This is a genomic window from Bacillus sp. OK048, assembly GCF_900103525.1.
Lineage (GTDB): Bacteria > Bacillota > Bacilli > Bacillales > Cytobacillaceae > Neobacillus.
The window spans coordinates 111,350-124,083 of sequence record NZ_FNHN01000011.1 but is presented as its reverse complement, the minus strand read 5'-3'; the positions used below and the strand labels follow the sequence as shown (position 1 = coordinate 124,083).

Annotated in this window: 11 protein-coding genes; 9 read left to right on the top strand and 2 right to left on the bottom strand. The window is 38.3% G+C overall.

Annotation, left to right across the window (positions count from 1 at the left end; genetic code table 11):
- Nucleotides 1–64: 64 nt before the first annotated feature.
- On the bottom strand, nucleotides 65–1,057 hold the full coding sequence (locus tag BLR86_RS26470; RefSeq protein ID WP_090765322.1) for a hypothetical protein: 993 nt from the start codon (nucleotides 1,055–1,057) through the stop codon (nucleotides 65–67).
- A 311-nt stretch (nucleotides 1,058–1,368) separates the two neighbouring features.
- On the opposite strand from BLR86_RS26470, the gene BLR86_RS19325 reads away from it, so the two are divergent.
- The 6 genes from BLR86_RS19325 to BLR86_RS19300 all read left to right on the top strand — a co-directional run bounded on the left by BLR86_RS19325 (nucleotide 1,369) and on the right by BLR86_RS19300 (nucleotide 7,993).
- Nucleotides 1,369–2,436: a CotH kinase family protein gene (locus BLR86_RS19325; RefSeq protein WP_254782378.1), complete on the top strand. Its 1,068-nt coding sequence runs from the start codon at nucleotides 1,369–1,371 to the stop codon at nucleotides 2,434–2,436.
- Between the two features lie 152 nt (nucleotides 2,437–2,588).
- On the top strand, nucleotides 2,589–3,134 hold the full coding sequence (locus BLR86_RS19320) for a hypothetical protein (protein WP_090765316.1): 546 nt from the start codon (nucleotides 2,589–2,591) through the stop codon (nucleotides 3,132–3,134).
- Nucleotides 3,135–3,199: 65 nt separating this feature from the next.
- Nucleotides 3,200–4,426, top strand: a complete 1,227-nt coding sequence (locus BLR86_RS19315) for a hypothetical protein (RefSeq protein ID WP_090765314.1) — start codon at nucleotides 3,200–3,202, stop codon at nucleotides 4,424–4,426.
- A 171-nt stretch (nucleotides 4,427–4,597) separates the two neighbouring features.
- A complete protein-coding gene (locus tag BLR86_RS19310; protein ID WP_090765311.1) occupies nucleotides 4,598–5,269 on the top strand; it encodes a DUF2642 domain-containing protein in 672 nt (223 codons plus the stop codon).
- A gap of 195 nt (nucleotides 5,270–5,464) precedes the next feature.
- Entirely contained in the window at nucleotides 5,465–6,655 is a 1,191-nt protein-coding gene (locus BLR86_RS19305) for a M14 family metallopeptidase (protein WP_090765308.1), read from the top strand.
- A 243-nt stretch (nucleotides 6,656–6,898) separates the two neighbouring features.
- A complete protein-coding gene (locus tag BLR86_RS19300; protein WP_090765306.1) occupies nucleotides 6,899–7,993 on the top strand; it encodes a DUF4236 domain-containing protein in 1,095 nt (364 codons plus the stop codon).
- A 47-nt stretch (nucleotides 7,994–8,040) separates the two neighbouring features.
- Here BLR86_RS19300 and BLR86_RS19295 read toward each other — a convergent pair whose 3' ends face one another.
- Nucleotides 8,041–8,412: a DUF2500 domain-containing protein gene (locus tag BLR86_RS19295; RefSeq protein ID WP_090765303.1), complete on the bottom strand. Its 372-nt coding sequence runs from the start codon at nucleotides 8,410–8,412 to the stop codon at nucleotides 8,041–8,043.
- Between the two features lie 150 nt (nucleotides 8,413–8,562).
- Between BLR86_RS19295 and BLR86_RS19290 the strand changes: the two genes are divergently transcribed.
- From BLR86_RS19290 to treC, 3 genes are all read left to right on the top strand, one after another.
- On the top strand, nucleotides 8,563–8,955 hold the full coding sequence (locus tag BLR86_RS19290; protein WP_090765300.1) for a thiol-disulfide oxidoreductase DCC family protein: 393 nt from the start codon (nucleotides 8,563–8,565) through the stop codon (nucleotides 8,953–8,955).
- A gap of 598 nt (nucleotides 8,956–9,553) precedes the next feature.
- Complete coding sequence (gene treP, locus BLR86_RS19285; protein WP_090765297.1) at nucleotides 9,554–10,978, top strand: PTS system trehalose-specific EIIBC component; 1,425 nt, start codon at nucleotides 9,554–9,556, stop codon at nucleotides 10,976–10,978.
- Nucleotides 10,979–11,055: 77 nt separating this feature from the next.
- Entirely contained in the window at nucleotides 11,056–12,723 is a 1,668-nt protein-coding gene (gene treC, locus BLR86_RS19280; protein ID WP_090765294.1) for an alpha,alpha-phosphotrehalase, read from the top strand.
- Nucleotides 12,724–12,734 lie beyond the last annotated feature (11 nt).

Here is a 12,734-nt window from a genome sequence, read left to right as displayed (position 1 = left end):
GATTTACGCCTATTAAAATGGTTAATAGATGCTGCCTACCCCACAATAAATGGGGAATATTTCACTAGTTAACTAGTGAAATATTAAAACCGATACTCAAAGAGTACCGGTCTATTTTTGTTGGTGTTATGGTTAACTTGTTCCTTACTACTTTATCTCCCGCGGCTACCCCGAGATCCGCGACTACCATGTGACCCACGGTTGCCTCGAGATCCACGACTACCACGTGACCCACGGCTGCCTCGAGATCCGCGACTACCACGTGATCTGCGGCTGCCTTTTCTACCTTTTGGTCCTTTACCTTTTGGTCCACGGCCACGACTACCTCTGCTTCCTCTGGAACCGCGGCTGCCTTTTGAGCCTCTGCTACCGCGTGAACCGCGGCTACCTTTTGAGCCTCTGCTTCCTCTGGACCCACGACTGCCTCTTGAGCCTCTGCTACCGCCGGAACCATGACTGCCTCTTGAGCCTCTGCTACCGCGTGAACCGCGGCTGCCTTTTGAGCCTCTGCTACCGCGTGAACCGCGGCTGCCTTTTGAGCCTCTGCTACCGCCTGAACCGCGACTGCCTCTCGAGCCTCTGCTACCGCGTGAACCGCGACTGCCTCTTGAGCCTCTGCTACCGCGTGAACCGCGACTGCTTCTTGAGCCTCTGCTACCGCGTGAACCGCGACTGCCTCTCGAGCCTCTGCTACCGCGTGAACCGCGACTGCCTCTTGAGCCTCTGCTACCGCCGGAACCACGGCTGCCTCTTGAGCCTCTGCTACCGCCGGAACCATGACTGCCTCTTGAGCCTCTGCTACCGCTGGAACCGCGACTGCCTCTTGAGCCTCTGCTACCGCTGGACCCACGACTGCCTCTTGAGCCTCTGCTACCTTTATTCCCTCTTGATCTTTTCCTACCTTTTGGACCCTTTGGACCTTTGCTTCCGCGTGATCCACCAGTACCTTTAGAACCTTTACTTCCCCGTGATCCTCGACTTCCTTTTGAGCCCCTGCTGCCTTTGCTTCCACTTGAGTCTGTACTTTTGCAGAAACATTTACGATCATGCTTTTCATCTGGATTGTTATCTAGAAATAAAACGACGCCATTATCCTTAGCTTTTGACAACATTTGATTCATGTCCCTCATCATTCTGGTCTCCACCACTTTCATAAATAATTTATTCACTTTCTAATTTATGGTTATAACGTGGCGTTTGATATAGACAAACATTTATTTTTTATAAATCATTTTGAATTTATTTAAGCATAAACATTTGCCCAATAACTTATAACTAGATGTTCGTACTCCATATTCATCAAAAGTGGCACATCCAATATGGAAATTGCATACTATCTAGAAAAAATATATGTATAGGAGTATGTACGTGTTAAAATACGAAATCTTCATTAATCCAAAATGGCTTCAGAAATTAGAAGATGATATTTGGGGAGATGACTATGTCCCTGCCGTATTAAAAATCGCAAAAAATAGTTACAAAATAGGGTTGAAATACCGGGGGAATGTCATTCGAAAGAAGAAGAAAAAATCCTATAATATTATATTTCGTAGCCCCTATCTCGTAGATGGTGCTCACGAAATCCATCTAAATGCAGAATACGATGATATCTCACTCAGCCGCAATAAGCTTTCACTCGACTTTTTCAACCGAATCGGTGTTACCTCTCCACACTCTAAACATGTACAACTTTATATGAATGGATTTTGTAAAGGACTTTATTTAGAGTTGGAATCCTTTGACCAACATCTTTTGAAAAAGAGAAACCTTCCGGACGGCCCTATCATTTATGCCACAAATTATTTCGCAAACTTTTCTTTATTCTCTCCTGAAAACGAACTAAAAACTAGTTTAGATGAGGGTTACACTATAAAATATGGAAACCAAAAAGATCTTTCCTTTTTAGAGGATTTCATTGAAATGATTAACACCTTCAGCAATGAGGAATTTGAAAAAGAAGTGGGTAAATACCTTGATATTGAAAATTACCTAAGATGGCTCGCTGGAGTAGTTTGTACACAAAACTTTGATGGTTTTATCCATAACTATGCTCTTTATCTAAATAGCGAAATCAATCGGTTTGAAATCACCCCTTGGGATTATGATGGGACCTGGGGAAGAGACCTTCACGGAAGGAAGCTGGATCACGACTTTGTCCCTATAAATGGTTACAATACGTTAACTGGACGACTTCTCCATATTTACCCAAAGAAAGCAAAATATAAAGAAATTCTGTCTTCCATCTTAGATAACGAATTTAGCTTGGGTGCATTAGAACCAATTATTGAAGAACAATTTCAAACACTAAAGCCTTACATCAGGACAGACCCCCATATAAATATGAATGAAGAACAGTTTCTAAAAGAAAAAAATGTTTTTCTTCATTTTATCAAGAATAGAAATAGCTACTTAAAAAAGGAAATGGCTTCGTTATGACCTTTTCTATCAGTATATGGTTCCCATATACCTTTTTTTTGCCTATTTTTGAAAATAGACGAGAAAAAAGGCTTGTCGTTTAGTACAACATCACACCGTGACACATATAAATGCAGTGTAAAAGTTTATTTATTTAAAGGAGGATAAATATTGTGAATAACGACATGTGGAAGTCTTTAGTGGGGAAGACGATCAAGGTTGATAGAGGCGGTCCAGAATCTAGAATTGGAAAATTAATGGCCGTTCTTGATGACCATCTAGTACTTTTGACAAAGGATGACGGTGTGCTTTATTACAATACACACCATGTCAAAAGTGTAACAGAAAATTCAAAGGATACAATGGATTTAGGAATTGAGGTTCCGGAAAATTTCGAATTTAAAAGTGCTTCAAGCTTCCAAGGACTTTTAGACAGTTTAAAATTTCAATGGGTTAGAATTAACCGTGGCGGTCCAGAAAAACTTGAAGGTGTTATTAGCGAAATCAACAAGGACTTTTTATCGTTAATTAGTAAAGAGGAAGTTGTCCGTGTATCCATGTGGCACATCCGAAATATTAGCTATGGATTAAAGGTGGAAAGTGAAAAACAAGAAGAAAATAAAGATCAAGGTAAAGAAGAGAACACTATGTCTCAAACAGAAAAACAGGTCGTGAGACAACGAGTTGTCCGTGCAGAAAATTCACAAGTTAGACAATGAAGAATAAAACTCTTGTCGCTTCTCCATTGAGAAGCGACAAAATTTACCCTAAGGAGGAACGTTGAATGGGAACAGATAATTTTTCATCAACAGTAGATTTATTAAAAGGCTATAATGTGAATCTATTTGTGGGTGAAGAAATTATAAAAGGAAAATTAATGGGCGTAGAAACGGATCATATTATTATAGAAGATGAAAATAAATACGTCTATTACTATAGCATTGATAAAATTCAGGCGATTACAAAAAATACGAAACAATATAAAGGTGAAGAGATTACAACTGAATTTATGAAAACTCAAAGTTTAGCGGACTTATTAAGCTCATTAAAGAATTCATGGGTATCAATTTTGTGCTTAAATAAGCAATCTTTTAGCGGAGTACTAGGTTTCGTAGATTCGGACTTTGTTACGTTAATCAATGGTGAAGATCGAATTATTATCAAAATTTCTCACATTTCAAATATATTAAAAGGTTATCGAAAAGAAGAAAAAGAAGAAAAAAGTGAGAATGAAAGTGATGCAACTGTTTCAGAGAATAAACAGGAAACTGTAGACGATAAATATGTAGAAACACAAGCTTTTATGAAATCAACTAAACAAGATACAGCTACTTCGCAACGAGAAGCGGTTGCAAATAAGGTTGAAACGGATGCGGTTGCCGCTCCAAAAGCGTTGGTAAATCTACAGGAGAATGAGAAAAAGATATGGGCAGAGCCTATTAAAACCTCTTTACCAGTAGCAAAGGTTACTAATGAAATTAAAAACGAAGAACTGAAGCAAAGTACTCACATTGAAAGTAAACAGCAAAATGTAAGTGTACGACAAAACAGTCACGTTGAAAGCAAATGGACTAAGACAGACATCCCTTCCTCTCCACAAGTAGATGTGAAAAAACAGAAAAATGAAGTGGTTATTCAAAGCATTGTTAAACATGATAGAGAAACAGTTCAAAAACCAGCCGGTTCGTTGGTAGATAAAAGAGCTCAGATAAAGCAACTTATACGCGAGCAAATTAAATCTGAACCATTGAAAAAAGAAGTAACAGGAAATTCCACACAAGAATTGTTAAATAAAGTTAAACTAGCAAAAGAAACCATGGATACGAATCCACTTATGAAAATTGAAAAGACAAAAAAGACCAGTGTAGAAAGTAAAAAAGAAGATAAAAATCCTACGGCACAAGAAGTCGGGGCATCGCGTTTTTCAGGAGAACCTGTAATGCGAAATTTTGACCGTAGATCCATTTTTTCAGGATGGCCGAATCGAAATAGTTCGCAAAAACGTATTTAATCCACCCCAGCTTATGGAAGCAAATGAATATCTTTAATCAAAAATACTATGTTCCTGTGCCGATTCATTCCCATAATAAATTTTACAATAATGAGCGGGCATTTATTCCAATTCATCCTCAATAGGCCCTCTCTTTTTGTAGAATCATACTCCTAGAAAGGATGTGATTAAATGAAATTGAAAGATCATATCGGTACCTATATAAAACTTGAAATCTCTGGAAATAAGACGATAAGCGGAATCTTAATCGATATTGGCAGTGATTTGTGGGTGATCTATAACGGTTATGATTATTTATATATTCCTACCGTTCATATTCAAAATTGGAAGTTTCCCAAAATAGAAGAAATTGATGAAATCATTACTCTCTCGGATGATCAATCTCCCCTCTTCAACCCTAACGAGGAAATTTCACTTAGAAAAACCCTGACAGCGGCAAAAGGGATTTTTTCAGAAATATATGTAACCAGTAAATTAGCATTACATGGTTACGTTATCAGCATTATGAATAACTATTTTGTTTTTTATTCCCCTATTTATAAAACGATGTTTATTTCCCTCAACCACTTAAAATGGTTAATTCCATATACCAATAGTCAACGGCCCTATGGTTTAAGCAATGCGAATTTGCCAGTGAATCCCACTAACATCACATTTGCACGATCATTTGAAGTCCAGATTGAAAAGTTAAATGGAACATTAATTGTATTTAATATCGGTGAAAACGAAAATGTAATGGGGAAAGTAATGGGAATTAAAAATAATTTCGTTGAATTAATAACAGCTAAAGGGGATCCGGTCTATTTAAATCTCCAACATATTAAAACCGTTCATTTAACGTAATCTTTGAGTTTTTTTTTACAACTATGGGCCAAGCGTTCAATAGTAATATTCCTCCAGAGTGTCTAACGGCACTCTTTTATTTATGGCCTTTTCTGGAACTTTATTTATGGAGAAAGTAAATACAAAACCACATAATATCTCAAACCTTGTGCATACATTCTTATTAATACAATTATTGACCATCAGGAGGATTACATGGACATCTATGTTAGGCAAGGTGATTCATTATGGTATTACAGCCAACTATATGGAATCAATATTCAGCTGATTATTGATTCCAATCGAGGAATTCAGCCCAATCAACTTTCAGCAGGACAGCGAATTAGGATTCCCGGTTTTATAGAGCAGAATTACCAAATTAGACATGGGGACTCCTTCTGGGGAATTGCTCAAAGTCGGAATCTTTCGCTTGATGCCTTGCTGCTTGCTAACCCTAATATAAATCCCAATCGACTCCAGATTGGCCAGACAATTCGGGTTCCATTACGAATCACCTGGAGACTTGTACAAGGAAAGCAGCATTACGATTTCAGCCGAATGATGAGCGATATTGGTCGTTTACAATCTGTTTACCCGTTTTTACGATTGTCAGGGATTGGGAATTCTGTCCTAGGCAATCGTCTATCAGAGATTCTCATTGGGGATGGCGATAAAAGAGTACATTATAATGCGTCTTTTCATGCGAACGAATGGATTACGACACCAATCTTAATGACATTTTTAAATGACTATTGTTTATCATTAACAAATAGCAATTCGATTCGTGGTCTATCAACCTTCCCATTATATTCTCAAACCATGTTATCTCTCGTTCCAATGGTTAACCCTGATGGAGTTAGTCTTGTTATGAATGGACCGCCGGAAAATGAGACATGGAGAAAAAGAGTAATGGAGCTGAATCGAGGAAGTACTGATTTTTCTGGTTGGAAAGCCAATATTAGAGGTGTTGATTTAAATGATCAATTCCCTGCTCGCTGGGAATTGGAGAAAGCACGGAATCCTGGCAAGCCGGGACCGCGGGATTATGGAGGGGAACACCCTTTATCCGAGCCTGAAGCGATTGCTATGGCAGATTTGACTAGAAGACGTGACTTTGCTCGCGTAATCGCCTTCCATACACAAGGAGAAGTCATTTACTGGGGTTTTGAAAACCTTGAGCCGCCAGAATCCGAGATCCTGGTGAACGAGTTTAGCAGAGTCAGTGGATATCAGGCAGTCAAAACCATTGAAAGTTATGCTGGCTACAAGGACTGGTTCATTCAAGACTGGAGGCGACCAGGCTTCACCGTCGAGCTCGGAACCGGCACCAATCCCCTCCCACTTACACAATTTGATGAGATTTACGAGGAGACGCTGGGGATTTTTTTGGCGGGGTTGTATATGTGATGTTTTGGAAGACCTATCTCATGGTGAGATTGGTCTTCATTTTTTAATGTCTTTGGCTATCTGCCAATTTCTCGCCATCCGCAGTATTTCTGGCTATCCGCCAGTATTTGTCGCCATACGCAACTAAATTCCGCCATCCGCAACTAATTCCCTCCATCCGCAACTAAATCCTCTAAAAATTGTAAAATCTGACCTAAAGTGACATACTTTTAGTATCTATCAAGAGTATTAGGGGGATTACAAATGGGGTTAAATTTTCGTAAAAGTTTTAAAATTGCTCCCGGTGTTAGAGTGAATGTTGGCAAAAAGGGCGTAGGAGTAAGTGTTGGTGGAAACGGTCTTAGGTACTCCGTTAATAGCAGTGGCAGGCAGACGGCAACAGTCGGCGTCCCAGGAACCGGCCTTTATTATACAACATCTTCCAGTTCTAAATCCTATAAGACTCCTGCCTACCAAAGACGAAATGAATTAGCGCAGATTCAACGAGAACAGAAAAAGATGCAGGAGTTAGAGTATGCACGTTTTCAGGTAGACCTCTATGAAAATCGGCTAGAACAAATACGGTCGCTTCATCATGAATGTGACAATCCTATAGATTGGCAGGAGGTTTTCCACCGCTCTCCCCCATTCCAAATTGGACAAGAAGGACCAAGCACATTAGCAGCCAGACAAAAACAACAATCCTATCGCCCAGGTTTTTTTGACCGTATATTAAATAAAGACGATTCAAAAATGCAACAACTTTACGAAGAAATTGAAAAAGCAAAAATACATGACCAGGAATTGCTTAACGACTGGAACACTATGCATACTGTTGCGGGAAGAGTGTTAAATCGAGACATTGATGCCTATTTGGAGGTAATCCAAGAGTTTGACCCTCTTGAGGATTTAGTCGATTTTGGTAGCGGCTTTGAATTTGGTACGGATAATCCCAATGTGATTCATGTTTCTTTCGAAGTAAATGCTCAAAATGTCATTCCACAAAAGGCACTGTCTCTAACAAAAACAGGTAAGCTATCCGAAAAGAATCTTCCTAAATCAACATATTATGATTATTACCAAGATTACGTTTGTAGCTGTGCCTTGCGTATTGCCAGAGACATGATCGCGTTATTACCTGTTAGCTTTGTTTTTGTTCATGCTTATGAAGACAAGTTAAATTCAGCAACGGGTTATCAGGAAAAAATAGCCATTCTCTCGGTAAAATATGACAAAATGACAGTCAACCGATTAAACCTCACCAACCTTGATCCATCAGATGCTTTAACCAATTTTAATCACCAAATGAAATTTAAAAAAACACAAGGATTTGAAGAAGTAGCACTCATTTTAAATTAAAAGATCTAAAAACATGAAAAGCACGCAGTCGCGTGCTTTTTTTAATCTTAATTCGTCTGTTGTCTCCGGGTAAATCCATGATACCTGGTACCTTGAAAAACCAATTCTCCAAAATCACATTCAGCAAGCAAACCGTACTCGGATCCATTTACTGCAAGTTCCATTCGGTCACCACTTTCAACTTGGAACGTAACATAATACCAGGTACTTGAATGACTGTCATTTCCTCCACCACTTACCTGTGTCCTTTTCGAAACAACAACTGCATCAACATTCAACCTCGGCTGCTTGTTATTATGGCTCCACTGCTTCAACCCTTTAAAAATTGTAAAAAGTATAATACCAAAAACAAGGATAAAAAAAACTGGAAAAAGCATACTCATGATTGAAAATATATCAAACCCCTCATGAACCCCCATAGTTTTTGCCCCCTTCTTCCCAGCTAACTCAAAAATATGTACAATATTACTATAACGGCAGGTTACTAGAGTCTCAAGAAAATTTTGTGCTTTTTAGGAAAACTTTAACTATACTAATGATATATGACAAATACGGAAAATAGGTGAAACATGGAAAGAATCATCTTATTTGATGGAGTCTGTAATCTCTGTAATAGCAGCGTACAATTTATAATCAAAAGAGATCCAAAGGGTCACTATAAGTTCGCTTCTCTTCAAAGCATGAAAGGTCAATCATTACTCAAACAATATGGGTATGATAAAGAGTTTGACAGTTTCATTTTAATTGAAAATCAAAGGATTTATTCAAAATCGAGTGCTGCACTGATGATTTGCAGAAATCTAACTGGCCTATGGAAGCTCCTCAACATTTTACGAATTCTTCCTGCCCCTTTTAGAGACTTCTTTTATGATGTTGTTGCCAAAAATCGGTACAAATGGTTTGGAAAAAAAGAAAGTTGTATGCTTCCAACAAAGGAGATGAAAAAAAGGTTTCTTGAATAAAATAAAATATTTTTTTCAAAAATGGACATGTTCACTACATGCCTGTACAAAGAAGTACATATATTATACTAACCCATGATACAATACCTCCTTTAGAAAGTGGCCCCACCACTTTCTTTTTTTTGCATTTAATGCGCCATTTATTTACATAGTTAGGATTTTTGATAATTTAGCTCCCAACTGAATCAAAAAAAATACCTTTGAACAGATGTCCAAAGGCAAAAGTAGAGCTTAGTGGTCAAGGCTAAGCTCCAGTTTTAGGAGGTCTAAACTCAGAAGAATTTAAACAAGAACATCATAGCATTTTCCGAAAATTCTTTCAACGGTTTAATGCGTTAAAGTTGAAAAGTAATAATCTTGTAATAAACGCTTCAATAATAAGGAAATCCTCAAATGAAAATTCCCCCCTTACGTTAATTTTACGAAAATTTATCAGTTGACAGTCTTGTATATACAAGTTAGAATGTAAACGTAAACAAAAACTTGTATATACATGTTAAAATTCTATCAGTAAAAAAACAAGTGAACATGTAAATACATGAAAATAATACTAGATAAAGAAATGGTTACCTTCCATTTCTATTAGGGGGAAAGAGTAATGACTAAGTTTACAGAGCCGGCAAAAGATCTGCTCGAACACGTAGGTGGACAGGAAAACATTGCAGCCGTAACACATTGTGTAACGAGAATGCGTTTTGTTTTAAATGATCCCAGCAAAGCAAATGTTGAAAAAATTGAATCTTTAAAACCAGTAAAAGGTACCTTTACACAAGCAGGTCAATTTCAGGTCATTATTGGAAACGATGTTTCAACCTTCTATAATGACTTCGTAAAAATCGCAGGTGTCAGCGAAGCAAGTAAAGATGAAGCAAAAGTTGCAGCCAAACAAAATATGAACTGGCTGCAGCGAATGATGGCTCACCTTGCAGAAATCTTTACGCCATTAATTCCTGCCCTTGTTGTGGGTGGTTTAATTCTCGGTTTTAGAAATGTTATAGGTGATATTAAATTACTAGAAGATGGTACGAAAACCATTGTTGAAGTTTCCCAATTTTGGGCCGGTGTTCATGCCTTCTTATGGCTGATTGGTGAAGCTGTATTCCATTTCCTTCCAGTTGGTATTACATGGTCGATTGCAAGAAAAATGGGTGCAACACCAATCCTTGGTATCGTTCTTGGTATTACCTTAGTTTCTCCACAATTACTCAATGCCTATGGCGTTGCGGGAGCAGAAGCAATTCCAACCTGGGATTTTGGCTTTGCGCAAATTGAAATGATTGGTTACCAAGCACAAGTAATTCCAGCCATTTTAGCTGGTTTTGTACTCTCTTTCTTAGAATTAAGACTTAGAAAAATTGTTCCGAATTCTATTTCTATGATAGTTGTACCATTCTTAGCATTAATTCCTACAGTATTGATTGCACATACTGTTTTAGGTCCTATCGGTTGGACCATTGGTTCTTGGGTATCTGATGTTGTCTATTCAAGTTTAACATCTGCATTCGGCTGGTTATTCGCTGCTATCTTTGGTTTTGCCTATGCACCTCTTGTTATTACAGGATTACACCATATGACAAATGCCATTGACCTTCAATTAATGAATGAATTCAAAGGAACAAACCTGTGGCCAATGATCGCCTTATCAAATATTGCTCAAGGTTCTGCCGTTCTTGCAATGATTTATATTAATCGTAAAAATGAAGAAGAAAAACAGGTATCGATTCCAGCAGCAATCTCTTGTTACCTTGGTGTAACAGAGCCAGCGATGTTCGGTATTAATTTAAAATACGGCTTCCCATTTCTTGCAGCGATGCTTGGCTCTATGGTAGCAGCAATTATTTCTGTAGGAAGTAACGTAATGGCTAACTCTATCGGTGTTGGTGGACTACCTGGATTCCTTTCTATCCAGCCGCAGCACATGATGATGTTTGCAATTTCAATGCTAGTTGCGATTGTCGTTCCATTCCTTTTGACGATTGTTTTTGCAAAAACAGGTATGAACAAATTTTCATTTAAAAAGTAATACTCCTATTTTAGGAGGGAGACCATCTCCCTCCTTTTCACATTAGAGTTACAAAAATTTTTAGGCAGGTGTTTATCATGACAACAGCATGGTGGAAAAAAGCAGTCGTGTATCAAATTTACCCAAAAAGTTTTTATGATACTACTGGTAACGGTACCGGTGATATCCAAGGAATCATTAAGAAGCTTGATTACTTAAATAAACTGGGAGTAGATGTTCTATGGCTAACTCCTATCTATAAATCCCCTCAAAAAGATAATGGGTATGATATAAGCGATTATTACAACATTCAAGAAGAATATGGAACGATGGATGACTTTGATCAGCTTCTTGCAGAGGCACATCAACGCGGCATTAAAATCATCATGGATATTGTCATCAATCATACATCAACCGAACACGAATGGTTCCAGCAAGCAAAGTCCTCAAAAGACAACCCATATCGTGATTTTTATATTTGGAAAGATGGAAAAGACAACCTCCCTCCTACCAACTGGGAATCAAAATTTGGTGGATCAGCATGGCAGTGGGATGAAACCACCGGGCAGTACTATCTTCATTTATTTGATGTGACACAAGCAGATTTAAACTGGGAAAATGAAAAAGTTCGCGAAGCATTATATGAAATGATGCATTTTTGGCTCAAAAAAGGTGTCGATGGGTTCAGACTGGATGTCATCAATTTAATTTCAAAGGATCAACAGTTCCCGCAGGATGATAGTGATGGACGTAAATTTTATACAGACGGACCAAGAATTCATGAGTTTCTCCATGAGATGAATGATAAGGTATTTTCAAAATATGACATCATGACTGTTGGTGAAATGTCATCTACGTCTATCGATAATTGCATTAGATACTCCAACCCGCGTGAAGAGGAACTCAATATGACGTTCAGCTTCCACCATTTAAAAGTGGATTATCCAAACGGAGACAAGTGGACGAAAGCGGAATTTGACTTCCAAGCTTTGAAAAACATTTTGTCACAGTGGCAAGTAGAAATGAATAAAGGTGGCGGCTGGAATGCCCTCTTCTGGTGTAATCATGACCAACCTCGTGCAGTATCTAGGTTTGGAGATGATGAAAAATACCACAAAGAATCAGCAAAAATGCTCGCCACAGCACTCCATATGATGCAAGGAACGCCCTATATTTATCAAGGTGAAGAATTCGGAACGACCAATCCGAACTTCGACAAAATCGAAGATTACCGGGATGTTGAGTCACTGAATATCTTTGAAATAAAGAAAAATGAAGGTCTTCCAGACTCGGAGATTCTCGAGATTCTAAAGCAAAAATCGAGGGATAACTCGCGAACACCGGTTCAGTGGAATTCGAGTGAACATGCTGGCTTTACCACCGGCACACCGTGGATTCATACCGCAGCGAACTATAAGGGAATAAACGCGGAAAACGCAATGAAGGATTCAGATTCTATTTTCTATCATTATCAAAAACTGATCAACCTGCGCAAAGAATATGACGTAATCACGGACGGGGATTATAAAATGATCTCCGAAGATCATGAATCCATCTTTGCATTTGTACGAAATACAGAAAATGAAATGATTCTGGTTATCAATAATTTTTATGGAGAACCCACCACTTATGCTCTCCCTGTGACGTTAAACATTGTTGGGTTGTCAACCAGTGTGTTACTCTCAAATTATCCGGACTCAGCTCCACTTGGCAAAAAGATACCTTTACGACCATACGAGTCCATTGTTTATCATTTGAAAAGATAATGGGAGATTTT